The following is a 20,102-nucleotide window of genomic DNA, read 5'->3' as shown; positions in this document are numbered from 1 at the left end:
CCGCCAGCTGGCGGTAAATAAATTCATTATTTATGAGAGTGGGGCAATTACTTGCCCGCGTCAAATCATTGCTGTGCTTCTTTGCGCGCCTGACGGAGCACCTCATTAATCTGCGGCTTATCAACCGGACCTGTGATGCGATAACGCAGGATTGATACTTTGCTCCATAACGGCCCCAGCACCTTGCTGGCGGCAAATACCGCCGCGCCGACAATCGGGTTCACCACGAACGCTGCGGCAACACCCACGGTCGCTGAGATTTCCGGCGCAACCACAGCCTCAAGGTCCAGCTCTCGGCGCACCAGATTGACGGAGCCTTTCATGGCGATGTCGGCCTCAAGGCCATCCACCAGCGTATCGTCCGTGTGGAGTACGCCGTCTTTGATCCACGCCGTGCTGCGAATGGAATCGTAATAGAACCCTTCGCTGAAGGTGTCGCTAAAGTCAAAGCGCAGTTTGCGCAGCAGCGCATCGAAACTCAGCAAGCGTAACAACTGCCCGGCATGGCCGGTACTGACGTCGGCGATCTCGCCTTTGCCCAGATTGGTTTTCAGGATGCCGTTGAGAGACGCTTCGTCCGGCTTCCACGGCTCAGCGCGCCAGTGCAGATCGTAATTCACATCAAAAGAAGAACCGCGTAGCGGGGTGCTGACGCCAAAGAAATTAGCCGCAGCATCCAGCTTATTGCCTTTTACTTTTCCTTTCAGCGAGGTGCGCTGGTCGCCTGCACCGTTCACCCATTCACCGTCTGCCGTCAGTCGGCCAAAACCGGTATCAATCAGGCCCCCTGCCAGGCTAAGGGAATTGCCCTGAATACTAAAGTCACCGTCGATGCGGCCGTATTTCTGCCCCCAGAGCCAGCATTCTGCGCAGCGCAGCTGTAAATCAGGCCAGCCGCTGAAATCCACTTTTGAAACTTCGGCTAATGGCGAATCCGTTCCCGTTTGCCCTTTCGCTGCCGTCGTCGGGTTGTAGTAAAGATAACGAATCGCCGCCTGCCACGGGGCGTTGTCACGCATCGTCAGCGTGCCGTTAATTTCACGCCCCTGCGCTTCTACAGTCGATCCATTAAGTGTCGGTTCAGAGACAATGCTGAGATTATTCCACTGCTGCCCGCCCAGGGTCAGAGCCGGAGTACGGACAGTGATGCGCTGCGGGAACTGCGCCGCCTGGTCGACGTTTTGCCCGACGCCCTTATTAAACATCGCCAGCCATTCTGCGCCATCCATTGGCGGCAGATTCAGTTCAACGCCCGGCTGCTCAGGTAACGGGGGAATAGTGCGGCTATCCGTGGTCCAGATGGCTCTGTCGAGCGTTAACTTGCGATTGAGTAACCAGCGGCTATTGAAATGATTTTTACCGCTGGCATTGCCGGTCAGCTCGAAACTGTTCAGGTCGCCTTGTACGTTTATTTGCATCGGCAATGGCTGCCCGGTTTTCTTATCCAGCGGCGCAGGTAAGTGACTGCTTACATTCTTCAGATCGCCAGTCACATCGACCTTATAGTGCGCACTTCCGCGATACGGTAGGTCAATAGCCACTTTGCCGTTCCAGGCCACCGTCCCGTCGATAGATTCAGCCACCGGTTTTGGCAGGACGTCCATGCGCGCAGGCTGCCAGTTCGCGTCCATGTTCACCGCAACCTGATAGGCTTTTTCACCCTCGGTGGTGCTGAAATCAACATTGAGCGGCTGATTAAACCAGGTCGCTTTCAGCGGCTCGCTCTTCAGGTTGCCATTCACAAAGCTGAACTTACCGCTCAGATTCTTCAGCGTGCTGTCGAGCGGTTTGATAAACAGGCTGTTGTTGTTCAGAACCACGTCGCCTTCTGCGGTGGTCATTTCGCCATCCAGCGGGATATCCAGATGCAAACGGGCATTCACATCGCCGTCAATTTGCAGCTGTTGTAGCGCCGCAGCCAGCGAGTCGTCGAGCGGTGTGTCTTCGAAATAAGGGCCAACGGCTTTACCCGGACCATTGATGTCCGCATCGATCAGCAACTTTTCTTTTGAATAATCAGGAATTACCGCCGTCAGATTGCTGGCAGTGACGCCGCCGAGTGCGACGCTGTCCGTCTTCATCCACAGGCCATCGTTGAGGAAGTTCAGCTCAATATCGAGGTTTTTCAGCGCGGGCCAGTCCGGCTGGAAGGCGAAGGTAGCATTGCGCAGCGGAACCAGAATCTGGAACTGACCTTCGTTGTGTTTATAGGGGAACAGATGCGGATTACCGCCGTACACCAGCGTGGCGTTATCGGCCTGACCGCCCTGAATCGCTCCGCTCAGGTAGTCCACCAGCGCTTTGCCCATCAAGTTTTCCGGGAAGTAGCGCCAGGCCTGACCACCATCATCGGTGCTGATACCTGCCAGAATGCCCAGCCAGGGTTCATCTCCAGCGGGCTGCAAATAGCGGAAATTACCGCTCGCGTGAACGCCGGTCGCTTTGACGTCGATATCACGGCCATCCAGCTGGAAACCTTTATCGTTCTTCAGCCAGTTGAGCGTCGCCGCGCCTTTTTCGATTTCCAGCGGCGCGCGGAAAACCGTTTCGTACGGCATTTTGGCATCGGTCATTAGCGCCGTCAGTCTGCCGTCTTCAACGCTGCCTTCAAGCTTGCCATCAAAATGTTCGGCTCCAGGGAGCAGTTTCCATTGCTTCCAGGCCAGCGCTTTCCAGGAAGCCTGAAAGCGCGTCTTTTCAGTGGCCTGCAATGGGATATCCAGCGCCAGCGTGTCAATCTGACCGCTCGGCTGCGTAGCTTGCCAGACTTCCCCCAGCGCGGAAGACATTCGGTTCGCAATCGGGCGCAAACCGTCGAGACTTTCCAGATCGAGATGACTGGCGCGAATGCGCAGCTCGTCGCTGCGTTTGTTATTCACGCCGCCAACTTCCTGCTCAGGCACCCACGCCATCGTTAACGCACCGCGCGGCCAGGCTTTTCCGTCCATTGTGATGCGCGTATCCGGGATCGTGAATTGCCAGTTGGCCCCCTGGCGCGTCACATGGGCAGTCAGGTTATCGACGGACATTTCGTGGGTTTGGTTTTCACCTTTCCACGCCGCACCGCCCTGCTTCAACCAGACATCACCGGCGGCAATATCACCATCGGCCAGCGTCAGCCAGCCTTCAAGGCTAAATCTCGCCCGCTGCAGCGCCACGTTGTCCTGCATCCATTTACCGAGCCACGGTTTTACATCAACATCATCGGCCTGCAGCCAGACTTTACCCTTGTTCAGCAACCCGTTGTCGTCGCGCAGATCCATGCGCACCTGCATGATGCCGTGCTGCCCGTTCAGGCTGGAGAGATTGACCTGCCCTTCGGCGCGATGACGATCTTTACCGTTGAGCCAGGTGAGCTGTGGGATCGCCAGTTCAGCCCTTTGCCCGGAGAGCGTGATGAAGCTGATTTCGCTGTCGCGCAGATCGAAATGATCGAACTGACGCAGGAAAAGATCGCTGATGCGGTTGGTCTCAATACCTTTGCTGTCTTCGCTATTGCTCAGTGGGGTATTGGTTAAAAACTGCAGCTGGTAGAAGGTGAGATCGCGGAACTGCCAGCGCATGTGCAGCAGACTTTGCCAGACATCCAGCGCCAGGGTTACGCGTTTAATTTTGAGGTAGCCGCCATCTTTCAGGGTGGCATTGATATCGCGCACATCCAGCGTCGGGCCGAAGTTTTGCCAGTTTGCGCTCAGCTGGCTGACATCAACGGGAACGCCGGTTGCGCTTTCTATTTTTGCCAGCACCTGCGGGCGCCAGTTGTCGAGATGCGGTAAAACGAGGCGCAGCCCGCTCACGAGCAACGCGACAATGACGACAAGCGTTGCCCCTGTAAGCAGTAAAATTCCTGGCAATCGCCTCACGCATCTCTCCTTGTCAGCCGTTCTCTTGCAGCTATGCTGCGTCTTACATCATCACCACATCAAACTGCTGCTGGCTGTAGAGTGGTTCGATTTGTACTTTTACCTGTTTGCCGACAAAGATTTCCACTTCCGCCAGCGCGTGCGACTCTTCGCCTTTCAGCGCCTCAGCCACTGCAGGGGAAGCATAGACCAGAAAACGATCGGAGTCGTAAGCATGATGCACGCGGACAATTTCACGCATGATTTCGTAGCACACCGTCTCCACGGACTTTACCGTGCCGCGTCCGTGGCAGGTCGGGCATTCGTTGCACAGCACGTGTTCGACGCTTTCGCGCGTGCGCTTGCGGGTCATCTCTACCAGGCCCAGCTGTGAGAAGCCGTTGATACTGGTTTTGACCCGATCTTTGCTCAGTGCTTGCTCCAGGGAATGCAGGACGCGGCGGCGGTGATCTTCGTTATTCATATCGATAAAGTCGATGATGATAATCCCGCCGAGATTGCGCAGACGAAGCTGGCGCGCAATGGCCTGCGTCGCTTCGATGTTGGTGTTGAAAATGGTATCGTCGAGATTGCGATGGCCGACAAATGCGCCGGTGTTGATGTCCACGGTGGTCATGGCTTCGGTTTGATCGATGATCAAATATCCGCCGGATTTGAGTTCAACTTTACGCTCCAGCGCGCGCTGGATTTCGTTCTCAACGTCGTAAAGATCGAAGATCGGCTGACGGCCAGAGTAGTGCTCCAGCAGGCCAGGCATCTCGGGGATGTATTCGGCGGTAAATTCCAGCAATGCGTCATAGGTCAGGCGCGAATCCACGCGGATTCGGTCGAGCTGTGCATCAGCGAAATCACGTAATACGCGCTGGGCCAGCGCCAGTTCGCCATACAGTTGGTAGCGCGTCTGGTTGCGTTTTTTACGCTCCATGACTTTGGTCCAGACGCGTTTCAGATAGGCTGCGTCGGACGCCAGATCGTCTTCGCTGATCCCTTCTGCCGCCGTACGAATGATGAATCCGCCCTGCTCGTCGCAGTAAGCGCCCACCACCTTTTTCAGGCGTTCGCGCTCGCTTTCACTTTCAATGCGCTGAGAAACACCGACGTGCGACGCACCAGGCATAAAGACCAGATAGCGGGAGGGTAAAGTGATATCTGTTGTCAGGCGGGCACCTTTGGTGCCGAGGGGATCTTTCACCACCTGGACCATGAGATCCTGCCCCTGACGGACCAGTTCGGAGATGTCGCGAACGGTAAACTGCTTTTGCTCTTCGCCCGCCACACATTCGGTATGAGGCATGATGTCCGAGGCATGCAGAAACGCCGCTTTATCAAGGCCAATATCTACAAATGCCGCCTGCATACCCGGTAGTACACGACTGACACGACCTTTGTAGATATTGCCTACTATTCCGCGTCGCGCTTCGCGCTCAATATGAATTTCCTGAAGAATGCCGCCATCAATATAGGCCACTCGGGTTTCCGATGGCGTTACGTTTACCAACAATTCAGCCGTCATAATTATCCCTTCCCTCACGCAGTGAGTTAAAATTGCTCAGCAACTCATACGTTTCCACCAGCGGTAAGCCGACTACGGCGTGATAGCTGCCATTAATCTTCCTGACAAAACAGCCACCCAACCCTTGAATACCGTATGCACCTGCTTTATCCATAGGTTCACCGCTGGCGATATAGCCGGCGATTTCCTCATCGGTAAGCACTCTGAACGTGACATCTGTGACCACCAGACAATCCAGCACCTGCTGGCTGTCCGCCAGGGCCACCGCCGTCATCACCTGATGCGTTCGTCCGGATAATTGGCGCAGCATACGCGCCGCATGTTCAGCGTCACGCGGTTTCTCCAGTACTTCACCGTTGAGAATCACGATGGTATCTGCCCCCAGCACCGGCAAATCACGCGGCGTTTGTGCCACGCCCGCCTGGGCTTTTTCCCGTGCCAGACGCGACACATACTGCTGTGCGCTTTCGCCATCGTCCCGTTTTTCTTCAATACCAGGGACGATACGTTCAAAAGTGATACCCAGTTGAGTGAGTAACTCCTGACGGCGCGGGGAACCAGAGGCAAGATATAAAGCAGTCATAGAAACCTTTTATTGCACGGCAAACTGCTGGCGAACTTTACGCATCAGCAGGAACAGCCACGGCCAGAGCACACCGTTTACTACACTACTCCAGAACACTTCCGGTCGGAAAGAGACGTTGATCACTAAAAACTCAGCCCAGAAAACAATGATATCTGCGGCGAGGGACAACAACATCACCACCAACGCCTGTTGCCAGAGCGCGAGGTTACGGAAAAGCTGGAATTTGAGTGCGACGAGGTACGCAATAATACTCATCGACAAGGCGCGCACGCCAAGCGTAGAGCCACTAATGAGATCCAGTATGGCACCCATCACAAAACCCGTTCCCACATTTACGCGGTGCGGCAGGGCCAGGGTCCAGTAGAGTAAAATGAGCAGCACCCAGTTTGGCCGGAAAACGAGAATGTCGTCCGGCCAGGGCATGACTTGCAGCAATAACGCGATAAAAAACGAGAGCCAGATAACCCAGCGCCCCTGGCTACGATAGCTTGCCACTACTGCCCTCCCTGGGAGATTTGTGGCGGCAGCGGCGCATCCGGAGGTGGCTGCGTTAATCCGGTAGCAGGTGCCGGAACCGGCGCAGGTGGCCCCATTGAATCAGGCGCTGGCAGAACCTGCGGCATCATCTGCATTAAGCGTTCATTGGCGACGCGGTGCACATCTTCCGGCGTCATCGGGTTAATGCCGTTACGATCGGCGCCCCACAACAGCAGCAAATAACGCAGACGCTGTAAGCCCGCGGTCGGACGAGCCTGAATCACGGTATAAGCGCGTTGCGTATCCAGCTTCACGGAAGAGACAACCGCTACCGGATACCCTTCAGGGAAACGACCACCGAGACCGGAAGTCACCAGAACATCCCCAACACGAATATCGGTATTAGCGGGCAAATGCTCGAGCTGCAGATCGTCCGTACAACCATTACCGGCTGCAATAATACGGATGTCGTTACGCAGTACCTGAATGGGCAACGCATGAGTGGCATCACAAATCAGCAGGACGCGGCTGGTGAGCTTGGCGACAGCAACCACCTGGCCCACAACGCCTTTGTCACTAATGACCGGCTGGCCTTCGTAAACACCGTTCACGCTACCTTTGTCGATAACCACCTGATCGCTGTACGGATCGTTGACGGTGGAGATCACCTGAGTCACCATTTTTTGCTCGTCCTGACGCAGCGGTGAGCCCAGCAGTTCACGCAGACGGGCGTTTTCCTGGCGATATTGACCCAGCATCAACAGTTCGCTGTTTTTCAGCAGCAGTTCCTGACGCAATGCACGGTTTTCAAGCTCGAGTTGATCGCGTGACGACAAGGTTTGAGAAACGCTGTCGAGTAATTCACGGGGACCGTTTGATACAAAATAGAAAGGACTGACGGCGGTATCCATGTATGTTCTGATCTGGCTGAACATACCAAGGCGGCTATCGGCGATGATGACTCCAAGCGCTACCAGCACCCCCAGGATCAGGCGAAACTGCAGCGACGGGCCACGGCTAAAAATTGGCTTCATAGGCTATGCGTATTCTCGTGTCAGAGAGAAAGGGTAGCCTTCGCTACCCTCTCATACCGACTACTCTTCGCTGAACAAGTCGCCGCCGTGCATGTCGATCATTTCCAGCGCCTTGCCGCCACCACGGGCTACGCAAGTCAGTGGATCTTCTGCAACTACGACAGGAATACCTGTCTCTTCCATTAACAGGCGGTCGAGGTTACGCAGCAGCGCACCACCACCAGTCAGAACCATCCCACGCTCTGAAATGTCGGAAGCCAGTTCCGGCGGGCACTGTTCCAGCGCAACCATCACCGCGCTCACGATACCGGTCAGCGGCTCTTGCAGCGCTTCGAGGATTTCGTTGGAGTTCAGAGTAAAGCCGCGCGGAACGCCTTCAGCCAGGTTACGACCGCGCACTTCGATTTCGCGGACTTCGTCGCCAGGGTAAGCAGAACCGATTTCGTGCTTAATACGCTCTGCGGTGGCTTCACCGATCAGAGAGCCGTAATTACGGCGCACATAATTAATGATGGCTTCGTCGAAACGGTCACCACCAATACGCACGGAAGAGGAGTAAACCACACCGTTCAGGGAGATGACGGCGACTTCAGTGGTACCACCACCGATATCCACCACCATAGAGCCGGTTGCTTCAGAAACCGGCAGTCCTGCACCGATTGCTGCAGCCATTGGCTCTTCAATCAGGAAGACTTCACGCGCACCAGCACCCTGAGCGGACTCACGGATTGCACGACGCTCAACCTGAGTCGCACCGACCGGTACACAGACCAGCACGCGCGGACTTGGGCGCATGAAGCTATTGCTGTGAACCTGTTTGATAAAGTGCTGGAGCATTTTTTCGGTGACGAAGAAGTCAGCGATAACGCCGTCTTTCATCGGGCGGATCGCGGCGATGTTGCCTGGGGTACGACCCAGCATCTGCTTCGCATCATGTCCTACGGCTGCCACACTTTTCGGTGAGCCGGCACGATCCTGACGAATGGCCACAACGGAAGGCTCATTCAATACGATGCCTTGTCCTTTTACATAAATCAGGGTATTCGCAGTACCCAGGTCAATGGACAGGTCATTGGAAAACATGCCACGAAATTTTTTCAACATACTAAGGGATAATCCTGAAAGCTGGGGCGGAAAAATGAAATCCGCTTACTTTACCAACCACACGCAGCAGCGACAAGGCGCAAAAATCATCTGCTACGGTGAAAATTTATGCTCGCCATACTCAGAGCTACAGGCGCGATATTCTACGTGAAAACAAATCAAACGGCAGGTCAAACAGAGTATCTTTGCAAATATTTTTTCACATTGCTGTCAAGCGGCTGAGAGGAAGCAATAAAATCCCCCTGACCACCTGCCACACCGCGCTCCGTCAACATCTGCCATTCGCTACGTGAACGTATGCCCGTGGCGAAAACTTGCGTTTGCGTTCCCTTGCATGCTTCAACCAGACTCTGAACTAAAAGCTGGTTTTCCGTGCGTTTTTCAATATTCCTGACCAGCCCCGGATGCAGTTTTAACAGCTCAACATCCAGCTCCTTGATCCAACTGGTACTCACTAGCGTTAAACCCGCCTGTGTCACAGCAACACGAGCGCCGAGTGCGTTCATCAGACGAACGACCGGTTGTAAGCGGCTGATGTGTTGACAGACATCTGCCTCTGCAAGTTCAAAAATAATGCGTTTTCGCTGCGATTTTTCACATTGCATCAGCACATCACGCAGCCAACGCTGAAAACGCGGGCGAATCAGCGACTCTACGGTTATCTGTAATGCCAGATTTTCCTCCGGCCAGAAAGATAAAAATGGAATAAGGCGCGTAATTTGCTGGCGGTCGTACTCTTCTGAAAGACCAAACTGCAGCACCATCGGCAAATATTCAGCGGAGACCACCTCTTCCGTACCGTCAAAAATGCGACACAGTAATTCACGATGGTGAACCTGCCCGTTTCGCATCACTGCGGGTTTCTGATAAATGCGCGGCCCACCACGGCTGAGCATTTGCTCAATAAGCGTACGCCAGCGCACATTACCCCGTCCTTTTTCCGGCAGGGAATCGTCATACACCGCCCAGCCGTTTGCACCTTGCAGCACCGCATTACGCGTGGCGGCTTCGGCATGTTCCATCACCTGAAGAGTGTGTTGCCCACCGCGCCAGGCGCAAATGCCGATATGAACCATATCATCACGATCGAGCATTTTGGTTGGCGGTAGGGCATCGACCGCTTTAAGCAACTGGCTGGCAATACTTTCGGCCTCTTTCAACGTGCGGTGCGGGAGTAGCACAGCAAAATCGCTACGATGATAGCGTGCCAGTAGCGCTCCGGGATAACGCATAATAAAGGTCGATAAAAGATTAATGAGCGTAAAGAGATGGTCTTCAGCCACCGTTCGGCCCCAGGTATCGCGCAATAAATCAAAATCAGGTAGACGAATGATCATCACGACGCCATGCGCACCCACTTTCTCAGTGTCGTCCAACAGCGTCGCCAGTTGATTATCAAAGAAAAGACGATTGTTCAGGCCGGTTTTGTTGTCCTGAGCGGCGTATGACCGAATGAGCGTATCCATCCGACTGCGCTGATCGCTGGCAAACTGAATTTCCGAGAGTAGAACATCCAGCGCACTGCTGGTTCGAGAAGGCCATTCGTAGACCGAACCACGCACCTTCGCGCCCCGTTCGCCGTTTAAGATGCGCACCGACCGCGATTCCAGCAGTTCTTGCCCGGAGAGTTGACGCCGCAGCCAGCGCACCGCCAAAAAAATCAGCACCACAATAAAGCCCACGGCGACGGTCAGCGGTGCGGTCGTCATCAGAGAGCGGAAATAGTTCGCCATCGGATCCTGATAGACCAGCCTAATAGTCATCCCAGGGCTTTTTAATGAATGGACCGTCATTTCGCGATACTGCGCCAGAGTCCCCGCCGGACGATAACTGCCTTGACGCGCATGGCTCAGAACAACTTTGCTACCCTGAAGGATGTCGATGTGCACAATATCCACCGGCACCATCAGTTCATCCAGTTGCTGTGAGAGCGCAGGTAAAGTCGAGGTCACAAGACGCGAATCAATGACTGATGCTACGGACTGTAAACGGTTGCCCAGCTTGTCCTGAATCGCAATATAAAAGCTCAGCGAGCACCCCATCAGGGTGACGAAGATAGTCAGCCCCGTCAGCAGCGTAATAAAAGCTGAAAATTTCGTCGTTAATCGCATCCTTGAGATCACTCCGTTGGTTGATGGGGGAAGCAGTTAAAGAGCAAGTAAGCGCTAACTTGCATTTGGTCGGGGCATACTACCAAACCTGGTGTATCTGGCAATTTATTGCGTTAAATCGGCATAGCGTTTCAATGAGCGAGTATAGTCTCCAGAAATTATTTTCCAATCACCATGCTTAGTGAGGACATCTGTATGCAGGCTTTGATCTTAGAACAGCAAGACGGCAAAACTCTGGCGTCGGTTCAATCCCTTGAGGAAAACCGTCTCCCGGAGGGGAACGTGACTGTGGATATCGACTGGTCCAGCCTGAATTACAAGGATGCCCTCGCGATCACTGGCACCGGTAAAATCATCCGCAATTTTCCGATGATTCCGGGAATTGACTTTGCCGGTCGTGTGCATTCGAGCGAAGACCCTCGTTTTCACGCCGGGCAGCAGGTGTTGTTGACCGGCTGGGGTGTCGGTGAAAACCACTGGGGTGGCCTCGCTTCACAGGCGCGCGTTAACGGCGACTGGCTGGTCCCGATGCCGAAAGGCCTGGACGGCCGTAAAGCAATGATTATCGGTACCGCGGGTTTTACCGCCATGCTGTGCGTGATGGCGCTGGAGGATGCAGGCGTTCTCCCCGACTCCGGTGAAATCGTCGTGACCGGCGCCAGCGGCGGCGTGGGCAGTACGGCTGTTACGCTGTTGCACAAATTAGGCTATCAGGTCGCAGCGGTTACCGGGCGCGAAAGTACCCACGATTATCTGCGCTCCTTAGGTGCTAATCGTATTCTGGGACGCGATGAGTTTGCTGAAACCCGTCCGCTCGAAAAACAGGTTTGGGCAGGCGCAGTAGATACCGTGGGCGATAAAGTACTGGCAAAACTGCTGGCGCAAATGAACTATGGCGGTTGTGTCGCGGCATGTGGTCTGGCGGGAGGTTTTGCCCTGCCGACCACCGTGATGCCATTTATTCTGCGCAATGTCCGTCTACAGGGCGTGGATTCTGTGATGACGCCAGCCGCGCGTCGTGCGCAGGCATGGGAGCGTCTGGTACGTGATTTGCCGGAGTCGTTCTTCAGCCAAAGCGCCACCGAAATTACGCTTGAACAGGCTCCAGAATACGCCAGCAAAATCATGAGCAACCAGTTCCACGGTCGCGCACTGGTGAAGATTGCGTAATCTTCAAATTTTCGTGACATATTCGCGCTAACTCAACTCCTCCGTCATGCTTAGAAAAATGCATGACGGAGGATGCCATGAAAACCAGAAAACTGACGGAAGCCGATGTTACGGCCGAATCTGTCTTTATGTTACAGCGCCGCCAGATCCTGAAGATGCTTGGCATTAGCGCCACCGCCCTTTCACTTTCTCCAACTGCCCATGCCGACCTGCTCGACTGGTTTAAAGGCAACGATCGTCCGAAAGCGCCCTCAGGCCAGCCGCTAACCTTTACCAAACCCGCTCAATGGCAAAATAAACTGCCGCTGACGCCGGAAGATAAAGTCACGGGCTATAACAATTTCTATGAGTTTGGTCTTGATAAAGCCGATCCCGCCGCGAACGCGGGCAGCATGAAAACCGATCCCTGGACCTTAAAAATTGAGGGTGAAGTCGCCAAACCGCTCACCTTTGATCATCACGATCTCACTACCCGTTTCCCGCTTGAAGAGCGTATTTACCGGATGCGCTGCGTCGAGGCGTGGTCGATGGTAGTACCGTGGATCGGTTTTCCACTGCACAAGCTGTTGGCAATGGCCGAACCCACCAGCGATGCTAAATATGTCTCCTTCCAGACGCTTTACTCACCGGAGCAAATGCCAGGGCAGAAAGACCGGTTTATCGGCGGCGGGCTGGAATATCCTTATGTCGAAGGATTGCGGCTCGACGAGGCGATGCATCCGCTGACGCTGCTGACCGTTGGCGTTTACGGAAAAGCCTTACCACCGCAAAACGGTGCGCCCATCCGCTTAACTGTGCCGTGGAAATATGGTTTTAAAGGCATCAAATCGATCGTCAGCATTAAGCTGACCAAAGAGCGCCCGCCGACCACCTGGAATCTCGCCGCGCCGAATGAATATGGCTTTTTTGCGAATGTGAACCCGCATGTGGATCATCCGCGCTGGTCCCAGGCCACCGAGCGTTTTATCGGTTCTGGCGGTGCGCTGGACGTGAAACGTCAGCCGACGCTGCTGTTTAATGGCTACGCCGATGAAGTCGCCTCGCTCTATCGCGGGCTCAATTTGCGGGAGAATTTTTAGTGCGCTTAACTGCTAAACAGGTAACCTGGCTCAAAGTGCTATTGCACCTGGCCGGGTTGCTTCCTTTTATATGGCTATTCTGGGCTGCCAGTCAGGGCTATTTCAGCGCCGATCCGGCCAAAGATATTCAACACTTTACCGGTAGGATGGCTCTGAAATTTTTACTGGCCACCTTGCTGATTTCTCCCCTCGCACGCTACGCTAAACAGCCATTATTGATACGCACCCGCCGCCTTTTAGGTTTATGGTGCTTTGCCTGGGCGACGATACATCTCACCAGCTATACATTGCTGGAGCTGGGGATTAACAATCTGGCGCTACTTGGCAGCGAACTGGTATCGCGTCCGTATCTGACGCTAGGGATTATCAGTTGGGTGATTTTACTGGCGCTGACGCTGACATCGACGCAGTTTGCCCAGCGAAAATTGGGCCGCCGCTGGCAACTTTTGCATAACTTCGTCTATCTTGTGGCGATCCTGGCGCCGATACATTATCTGTGGTCAGTGAAGATTTTATCCCCTCAGCCCATCATCTACGCTGTGCTTGCTTTAGGGCTTTTGGCATGGCGTTACAAGAAGTTCCGCCAGTGGTGGCGATAGTTCGCGAAACTGTGCGTATTCCCGCAGATTACTTATCAACCGCGAATCTTTTTCCAATTGCGGTTGATAATCTTCCCTGATAAGACCAGTATTTAGCTGCTAAATGCTACGAAATCGTTATAATGTGCGACCTTGGTTTTCCTGAAGGGGATTTTCACTCCCTGAAAAGGTGACAATTGCGCATCGAAGGTATATTTTGTTTTTTACCCGAGAATCGCAGGAGATAGCTGCACAATGACTGGAAAGTTGCACATCTTAGTTTTGAACGGACCGAACCTGAATATGCTCGGAACCCGCGAACCCGAGAAGTACGGCACGCTGACCTTAAGCGAAATTGTTAACCGTCTTAGTACGGAAGCAGCGGCGCTTGACGTGAGTCTTGACCATTTTCAGTCAAATGCGGAGTACGCACTCATCGACCGTATTCATCAGGCTAAAGACACTGTGGACTATATCCTGATTAATCCGGCCGCGTTTACGCACACCAGTGTTGCTATCCGCGACGCACTGCTTGCGGTGAGCATCCCGTTTATCGAGATCCACCTGAGCAATGTGCATGCACGAGAGCCGTTCCGCCACCATTCGTATCTGTCGGATATCGCCGCCGGCGTTATCTGCGGACTGGGTGCTGACGGTTATTCATACGCTTTACAGACAGCGGTAAAACGCCTGTCACAATCACACTAAACAAGAGTACGGAACCCACTCATGGATATTCGTAAGATTAAAAAACTGATCGAGCTGGTTGAAGAATCAGGCATCTCCGAACTGGAAATTTCTGAAGGCGAAGAGTCTGTACGCATCAGCCGTGCAGCGCCAGCCGCTAGCTTCCCGGTCATGCAGCAGGCTTATGCTGCACCTGTGATGCAGCAGCAGCCTGCTCTGTCTAACGCAGTCGCTCCGGCCGCAGAAGCGCCGGCTGCAGCAGCCGCAGAAATCAGTGGTCACATCGTACGTTCCCCGATGGTTGGTACTTTCTACCGCACGCCAAGCCCGGACGCTAAAGCGTTCTGCGAAGTGGGTCAGAAAGTCAATGCAGGCGATACCCTGTGTATCGTTGAAGCCATGAAAATGATGAACCAGATCGAAGCTGACAAGTCAGGCATTGTTAAAGCGATTCTGGTCGAAAGTGGTCAGCCGGTAGAATTTGACGAGCCGCTGGTCGTCATCGAGTAACGAGGCGAACATGCTGGATAAAATTGTCATCGCCAACCGTGGCGAGATCGCACTGCGAATCCTTCGTGCCTGTAAAGAACTGGGCATTAAGACTGTCGCTGTGCACTCAAGCGCGGATCGCGATTTAAAACACGTATTACTGGCGGATGAGACGGTCTGTATTGGCCCGGCTCCGTCCGTAAAAAGTTATCTGAATATCCCGGCTATCATCAGCGCCGCTGAAATCACCGGCGCGGTGGCAATCCATCCGGGTTATGGCTTCCTCTCTGAGAACGCCAATTTTGCTGAGCAGGTTGAGCGCTCTGGCTTTATCTTCATCGGCCCGAAAGCTGACACTATCCGCCTGATGGGCGATAAAGTGTCCGCAATCACCGCGATGAAAAAAGCAGGCGTTCCGACCGTACCAGGTTCTGACGGCCCTCTGGGCGACGATATGGATGCAAACCGCGCTCATGCTAAACGCATTGGCTACCCGGTTATCATCAAAGCGTCCGGCGGCGGCGGCGGTCGTGGTATGCGCGTTGTACGTAGCGATGCAGACCTGGCGCAATCCATCTCCATGACCAAAGCTGAAGCGAAAGCCGCTTTCAGCAATGACATGGTATACATGGAAAAATACCTGGAAAACCCACGCCACATCGAAATTCAGGTGCTGGCTGACGGTCAGGGTAACGCTATCTATCTGGCTGAACGTGACTGCTCCATGCAGCGTCGTCACCAGAAAGTGGTCGAAGAAGCACCAGCACCGGGCATTACCCCGGAACTGCGTCGCTACATCGGCGAGCGTTGCTCCAAAGCGTGCGTCGATATCGGCTATCGCGGTGCAGGTACGTTCGAATTCCTGTTCGAAAACGGCGAGTTCTACTTCATTGAGATGAACACCCGTATTCAGGTTGAACACCCGGTTACTGAAATGATTACCGGCGTTGACTTGATCAAAGAACAGCTGCGTATCGCGGCGGGTCAACCGCTGTCCATCAAGCAGGAAGAAGTTGTGGTGAAAGGCCATGCGGTCGAGTGCCGTATTAACGCCGAAGACCCGAACACCTTCCTGCCGAGCCCGGGTAAAATCACGCGTTTCCACGCGCCGGGTGGCTTTGGTGTGCGTTGGGAATCTCATATCTACGCTGGCTATACTGTGCCACCGTACTATGACTCAATGATCGGTAAGCTTATCTGCTACGGCGAGAACCGTGATGTGGCGATTGCCCGCATGAAGAACGCCCTGCAGGAGCTGATCATCGATGGTATTAAAACCAACGTGGATCTGCAGGTTCGTATCATGAACGATGAGAACTTCCAGAATGGTGGGACTAACATCCACTATCTTGAGAAGAAACTCGGCCTTCACGAAAAGTAAGACCGCATTAGCGTTAAAAGGCCGGAGATTCCGGCCTTTTTTATTTATTCATCCACAAGGGACTTAAAATGGACAAGCGTTTTGTTCAAGCCCATAAAGAAGCGCGCTGGGCGCTGTGGCTGACCCTTCTCTATCTCGCCGCATGGTTAGTAACCGCTTACTTACCTGATTCGGCCCCCGGATTCACCGGCCTGCCGCACTGGTTTGAAATGGCCTGTCTGCTGATGCCTTTGGTCTTTACGCTGCTGTGCTGGCTGATGGTGCGTTTTATCTTCCGCGATATCTCTCTGGAGGATAGCGATGCAAACTGAAATCATCGCCGTTCTGATTATCTATCTCTTTGTTGTCTTTGGCCTCTCGGCTTACGCCATGCGCAAGCGCAGCACCGGCTCGTTTCTCAGTGAATATTTCCTAGGAAGTCGTTCGATGGGCGGATTTGTACTGGCGATGACGCTGACCGCCACCTATGTCAGCGCCAGCTCTTTTATTGGCGGGCCAGGTGCGGCGTATAAATACGGGCTCGGCTGGGTGCTGCTGGCGATGATTCAGGTCCCGACGATCTGGCTGTCGCTCGGTATTTTGGGCAAGAAATTCGCCATTCTCGCCAGACGCTATAACGCGATTACCCTGAATGACATGTTGCAGGCCCGCTATCAGAACCGCGCGGTGGTGTGGATTGCCAGCGTCAGCCTGCTGGTTGCCTTCGTCGGCGCGATTGCCGTGCAGTTTATCGGCGGCGCGCGTTTGCTGGAAACGGCGGCGGGTATCAAATACGAAAATGGGCTGTTGATCTTCGGTATTACCATCGCGCTATACACCGCATTCGGCGGTTTCCGTGCCAGTGTTCTCAACGACACGATGCAGGGCATGGTGATGCTGATTGGCACTCTGGTGCTGCTGGTCGGCGTAATTTACGCGGCGGGCGGCCTGCATAACGCGGTGGAAACCCTCGAGCAGATTGACCCGAAACTGGTGAGTCCGCACGGTGCCGACGATATTCTCACCCCAGCTTTTATGACCTCATTCTGGGTTCTGGTTTGTTTTGGTGTCATCGGCCTGCCCCATACGGCGGTGCGCTGTATCTCCTATAAAGACAGCAAAGCCGTTCACCGTGGGATAATCATCGGTACGATCGTAGTGTCTCTGTTGATGCTGGGAATGCATCTCGCGGGCGCACTGGGTCGCGCCATTTTGCCGCATCTGACCGTGCCTGATCAGGTGATCCCGACGTTAATGGTGCAGGTGCTACCACCGTGGGCTGCTGGCCTATTCCTGGCCGCGCCGATGGCGGCGATCATGTCCAACGTCAATGCGCACTTGTTGCAGGCATCGGCCACCATCATTAAAGATCTGTGGCTCAGCGCGACTCCGGCTAAAATACACAATGAGCACCGCCTGAAGCGCATTTCGACCTGGACAACGCTGGTGCTTGGCATTCTGATGATGCTGGCCGCGTGGCGCCCACCGGAGATGATCATCTGGCTCAACCTGCTGGCGTTCGGCGGGCTGGAAGCGGTGTTCCTGTGGCCGCTGGTGCTGGGCCTGTACTGGGAACGCGCTAATGCTGCGGGTGCGCTCAGCGGAATGATTGTCGGTGGCGTACTGTATGCAGTGCTCGCCACGTTTAAAATTCAGTATCTGGGCTTCCATCCGATTGTGCCTTCGTTACTGCTAAGTTTGCTGGCGTTTGTGGTGGGGAACCGTTTCGGTCAACCCGTCCCACAGGCAGCCGTGATTTCTACTGATAAATAAAGAGTTTTGCCATGCCGTGGATCCAATTAAAACTGAACACAACCGGTGCAAATGCCGAAGAACTGAGTGACGCGTTAATGGAAGCGGGATCAGTTTCCATTACTTTCCAGGATACGCATGACACACCGGTGTTTGAGCCGCTGCCAGGCGAAACCCGTCTGTGGGGTGATACTGATGTCATAGGCCTGTTCGATGCCGAAACCGACATGAAAGAAGTGGTGGCGATCCTTGAGAATCATCCGCTGCTGGGCGTTGGCTTTGTGCATAAGATTGAGCAACTGGAAGATAAAGACTGGGAACGCGAGTGGATGGATAACTTCCATCCAATGCAATTCGGTAAACGTCTGTGGATCTGCCCAAGCTGGCGCGATGTGCCGGACGCTAACGCCGTGAACGTGATGCTGGATCCGGGCCTGGCGTTCGGTACAGGTACCCACCCGACAACCTCTCTGTGCCTGCAATGGCTTGATGGGCTGGATCTGGAAGGTAAAACCGTGATCGACTTCGGCTGCGGTTCCGGGATCCTGGCGATTGCGGCCCTGAAACTGGGTGCTGCGAAAGCCATCGGGATCGATATCGATCCGCAGGCGATCCAGGCCAGTCGCGATAATGCGCAGCGCAACGGCGTTTCCGATCGCCTTGAGCTGTATTTACCGGATGGCCAGCCAGAGGTCATGAAAGCCGATGTGGTGGTTGCTAACATTCTTGCTGGCCCGTTACGCGAACTGGCACCATTAATCAGCGTGCTGCCCGTTGAGGGCGGTCTACTAGGCTTGTCGGGGATTCTTGCCAGCCAGGCTGAGAGCGTGTGCGAAGCGTACGCCGATCTCTTCGCTCTCGATCCGGTCATCGAGAAAGAAGAGTGGTGCCGCATTACCGGTCGTAAAAAGTAAGTTGGTGTTTATGGCGTGGTCTTTCGATGACCACGCCTGCTTCGTTTCCCTAAAATTGCTCAGAATACGTCCATCTTATTCATCATGATCATGTTCTAAAATGAGACGCCGATCGCAAAGAAGGCCGACAATCTGCTGCTTAAAACAGCAGATTATCCCGAATAAGTGATTCATTTATGCAGAAATGATGAGAAGTTACGGGAATTTGTAAGCGGTGATAAAATAGTCACAATCATTTAAGGCAATGATTTAAATAGTTAATAATTTTCCCAGTAGGTGCTGAACAGCAATTCATTGATCTGTAATAGCGGATTGTTCAAAGTTTGGCCTTTCATCTCGTGCAAAAAATGCGTAATATACGCCGCCTTGCAGTCACAGTATGGTCATTTCTTAACTCATGCGCATCGGACACTACCAGCTCAGAAATCGACTGATCGCAGCACCTATGGCAGGTATTACCGACCGGCCGTTCAGGACGCTGTGCTACGAGATGGGAGCAGGATTAACCGTTTCCGAGATGATGTCGTCTAACCCGCAGGTTTGGGAAAGCGACAAGTCCCGTCTTCGGATGGTGCATATTGATGAGCCAGGTATTCGCACCGTGCAAATTGCCGGAAGTGATCCTGAAGAAATGGCGGAAGCCGCGCGTATTAACGTTGAAAGTGGCGCCCAAATTATTGATATCAATATGGGTTGCCCGGCAAAAAAGGTGAATCGCAAGCTTGCAGGTTCAGCCCTGTTGCAATACCCCGATCAGGTGAAGTCGATTTTGTCGGTGGTGGTTAACGCAGTGGACGTTCCCGTTACGTTAAAGATTCGCACTGGTTGGGCGCCGGAACACCGTAACTGTGTAGAAATTGCCCAACTGGCCGAAGACTGTGGTATCCAGGCCCTGACCATTCATGGACGCACTCGCGCTTGTTTGTTCAACGGCAATGCGGAATACGACAGCATTCGGGCAGTTAAGCAGAAAGTTTCCATTCCGATTATCGCGAATGGCGACATAACTGACCCGCTAAAAGCCAGGGCTGTGCTCGACTATACAGGGGCAGATGCTCTGATGATAGGACGTGCGGCTCAGGGAAGACCCTGGATCTTTCGGGAAATCCAGCATTATCTGGACACTGGAGAGTTGCTTGCTCCCCTGCCTCTGGCAGAGGTTAAGCGCTTGCTTTGTTCGCATATTCGGGAACTGCATGACTTTTATGGTCAGGCAAAAGGGTACCGAATTGCGCGTAAACACGTTTCCTGGTATCTCCAGGAGCACGCTCCAAATGACCAGTTTCGGCGCACATTCAACGCCATAGAGGATGCCAGCGTACAGCTGGAGGCGTTGGAGGCATACTTCGAAAATTTTGCGTAAACAGAAATAAAGAGCTGACAGA

17 protein-coding genes are annotated in these 20,102 nt (G+C 53.8%); 10 read left to right on the top strand and 7 right to left on the bottom strand.

The genetic code is table 11. The annotated features are described in order from the left end of the window. Positions 1-65: 65 nt before the first annotated feature. From yhdP to csrD, 7 genes are all read right to left on the bottom strand, one after another. Complete coding sequence (yhdP, locus tag C3708_RS02930; protein WP_103948827.1) at positions 66-3,863, bottom strand: AsmA2 domain-containing protein YhdP; 3,798 nt, start codon at positions 3,861-3,863, stop codon at positions 66-68. A 43-nt stretch (positions 3,864-3,906) separates the two neighbouring features. Then, on the bottom strand, positions 3,907-5,376 hold the full coding sequence (gene rng, locus C3708_RS02925; RefSeq protein WP_095283626.1) for a ribonuclease G: 1,470 nt from the start codon (positions 5,374-5,376) through the stop codon (positions 3,907-3,909). Further along, on the bottom strand, positions 5,366-5,959 hold the full coding sequence (locus tag C3708_RS02920; RefSeq protein ID WP_103948826.1) for a nucleoside triphosphate pyrophosphatase: 594 nt from the start codon (positions 5,957-5,959) through the stop codon (positions 5,366-5,368). Before C3708_RS02920 ends, rng begins: the two co-directional genes overlap by 11 nt. A 9-nt stretch (positions 5,960-5,968) precedes the next feature. After that, positions 5,969-6,457, bottom strand: coding sequence for a rod shape-determining protein MreD (gene mreD, locus C3708_RS02915; protein WP_095283628.1), 489 nt, complete (start codon positions 6,455-6,457; stop codon positions 5,969-5,971). After that, on the bottom strand, positions 6,457-7,473 hold the full coding sequence (gene mreC, locus C3708_RS02910) for a rod shape-determining protein MreC (RefSeq protein ID WP_095283629.1): 1,017 nt from the start codon (positions 7,471-7,473) through the stop codon (positions 6,457-6,459). The genes mreD and mreC overlap by 1 nt, the downstream gene beginning before the upstream one ends. Positions 7,474-7,533: 60 nt before the next feature. Continuing rightward, entirely contained in the window at positions 7,534-8,577 is a 1,044-nt protein-coding gene (gene mreB, locus C3708_RS02905) for a rod shape-determining protein MreB (RefSeq protein WP_000913396.1), read from the bottom strand. A gap of 170 nt (positions 8,578-8,747) precedes the next feature. Then, positions 8,748-10,688, bottom strand: coding sequence for an RNase E specificity factor CsrD (csrD, locus tag C3708_RS02900; protein WP_103947064.1), 1,941 nt, complete (start codon positions 10,686-10,688; stop codon positions 8,748-8,750). 195 nt (positions 10,689-10,883) lie between these two features. On the opposite strand from csrD, the gene C3708_RS02895 reads away from it, so the two are divergent. The 10 genes from C3708_RS02895 (at position 10,884) to dusB (ending at position 20,080) form a co-directional block, all read left to right on the top strand. After that, entirely contained in the window at positions 10,884-11,858 is a 975-nt protein-coding gene (locus C3708_RS02895; protein WP_095283631.1) for an MDR family oxidoreductase, read from the top strand. 77 nt (positions 11,859-11,935) lie between these two features. Beyond that, positions 11,936-12,937, top strand: coding sequence for a protein-methionine-sulfoxide reductase catalytic subunit MsrP (gene msrP / locus C3708_RS02890; RefSeq protein WP_103947065.1), 1,002 nt, complete (start codon positions 11,936-11,938; stop codon positions 12,935-12,937). Beyond that, the gene (gene msrQ, locus C3708_RS02885) at positions 12,937-13,536 is read left to right on the top strand and encodes a protein-methionine-sulfoxide reductase heme-binding subunit MsrQ (protein WP_103948825.1); all 600 of its coding nucleotides are present in this window, start codon (positions 12,937-12,939) and stop codon (positions 13,534-13,536) included. The genes msrP and msrQ overlap by 1 nt, the downstream gene beginning before the upstream one ends. A 234-nt stretch (positions 13,537-13,770) precedes the next feature. Continuing rightward, positions 13,771-14,223: a type II 3-dehydroquinate dehydratase gene (gene aroQ / locus C3708_RS02880; RefSeq protein ID WP_095283634.1), complete on the top strand. Its 453-nt coding sequence runs from the start codon at positions 13,771-13,773 to the stop codon at positions 14,221-14,223. Between the two features lie 21 nt (positions 14,224-14,244). Further along, complete coding sequence (gene accB / locus C3708_RS02870) at positions 14,245-14,712, top strand: acetyl-CoA carboxylase biotin carboxyl carrier protein (protein WP_095283635.1); 468 nt, start codon at positions 14,245-14,247, stop codon at positions 14,710-14,712. Between the two features lie 10 nt (positions 14,713-14,722). Next, a complete protein-coding gene (accC, locus tag C3708_RS02865) occupies positions 14,723-16,072 on the top strand; it encodes an acetyl-CoA carboxylase biotin carboxylase subunit (RefSeq protein ID WP_095283636.1) in 1,350 nt (449 codons plus the stop codon). Between the two features lie 68 nt (positions 16,073-16,140). After that, positions 16,141-16,383, top strand: a complete 243-nt coding sequence (locus tag C3708_RS02860) for a YhdT family protein (protein WP_103948824.1) — start codon at positions 16,141-16,143, stop codon at positions 16,381-16,383. After that, a complete protein-coding gene (gene panF / locus C3708_RS02855) occupies positions 16,373-17,824 on the top strand; it encodes a sodium/pantothenate symporter (protein ID WP_095283638.1) in 1,452 nt (483 codons plus the stop codon). Before C3708_RS02860 ends, panF begins: the two co-directional genes overlap by 11 nt. An 11-nt stretch (positions 17,825-17,835) precedes the next feature. Continuing rightward, positions 17,836-18,717: a 50S ribosomal protein L11 methyltransferase gene (gene prmA, locus C3708_RS02850; RefSeq protein WP_095283639.1), complete on the top strand. Its 882-nt coding sequence runs from the start codon at positions 17,836-17,838 to the stop codon at positions 18,715-18,717. Between the two features lie 397 nt (positions 18,718-19,114). After that, on the top strand, positions 19,115-20,080 hold the full coding sequence (gene dusB / locus C3708_RS02845; RefSeq protein WP_095283640.1) for a tRNA dihydrouridine synthase DusB: 966 nt from the start codon (positions 19,115-19,117) through the stop codon (positions 20,078-20,080). Positions 20,081-20,102 lie beyond the last annotated feature (22 nt).

Origin of the sequence: Lelliottia sp. 7254-16, from assembly GCF_002922995.1 — a bacterium.
In the GTDB taxonomy this organism is placed as follows: Bacteria; Pseudomonadota; Gammaproteobacteria; order Enterobacterales; family Enterobacteriaceae; genus Enterobacter; species Enterobacter jeotgali.
Note: the sequence above shows the minus strand (reverse complement) of the source record. Positions and strands in the feature narration are given on the sequence as shown.

Excerpts from the sequence above, each read along its gene's own strand:
- rng (WP_095283626.1), bottom strand. The coding sequence starts at position 5,376 with ATGACGGCTGAATTGTTGGTAAACGTAACGCCATCGGAAACCCGAGTG.
- C3708_RS02920 (WP_103948826.1), bottom strand. The coding sequence starts at position 5,959 with ATGACTGCTTTATATCTTGCCTCTGGTTCCCCGCGCCGTCAGGAGTTA.
- mreC (WP_095283629.1), bottom strand. The coding sequence starts at position 7,473 with ATGAAGCCAATTTTTAGCCGTGGCCCGTCGCTGCAGTTTCGCCTGATC.
- mreB (WP_000913396.1), bottom strand. The coding sequence starts at position 8,577 with ATGTTGAAAAAATTTCGTGGCATGTTTTCCAATGACCTGTCCATTGAC.
- csrD (WP_103947064.1), bottom strand. The coding sequence starts at position 10,688 with ATGCGATTAACGACGAAATTTTCAGCTTTTATTACGCTGCTGACGGGG.
- C3708_RS02895 (WP_095283631.1), top strand. The coding sequence starts at position 10,884 with ATGCAGGCTTTGATCTTAGAACAGCAAGACGGCAAAACTCTGGCGTCG.
- msrP (WP_103947065.1), top strand. The coding sequence starts at position 11,936 with ATGAAAACCAGAAAACTGACGGAAGCCGATGTTACGGCCGAATCTGTC.
- aroQ (WP_095283634.1), top strand. The coding sequence starts at position 13,771 with ATGACTGGAAAGTTGCACATCTTAGTTTTGAACGGACCGAACCTGAAT.
- accB (WP_095283635.1), top strand. The coding sequence starts at position 14,245 with ATGGATATTCGTAAGATTAAAAAACTGATCGAGCTGGTTGAAGAATCA.
- accC (WP_095283636.1), top strand. The coding sequence starts at position 14,723 with ATGCTGGATAAAATTGTCATCGCCAACCGTGGCGAGATCGCACTGCGA.
- C3708_RS02860 (WP_103948824.1), top strand. The coding sequence starts at position 16,141 with ATGGACAAGCGTTTTGTTCAAGCCCATAAAGAAGCGCGCTGGGCGCTG.
- panF (WP_095283638.1), top strand. The coding sequence starts at position 16,373 with ATGCAAACTGAAATCATCGCCGTTCTGATTATCTATCTCTTTGTTGTC.
- prmA (WP_095283639.1), top strand. The coding sequence starts at position 17,836 with ATGCCGTGGATCCAATTAAAACTGAACACAACCGGTGCAAATGCCGAA.
- dusB (WP_095283640.1), top strand. The coding sequence starts at position 19,115 with ATGCGCATCGGACACTACCAGCTCAGAAATCGACTGATCGCAGCACCT.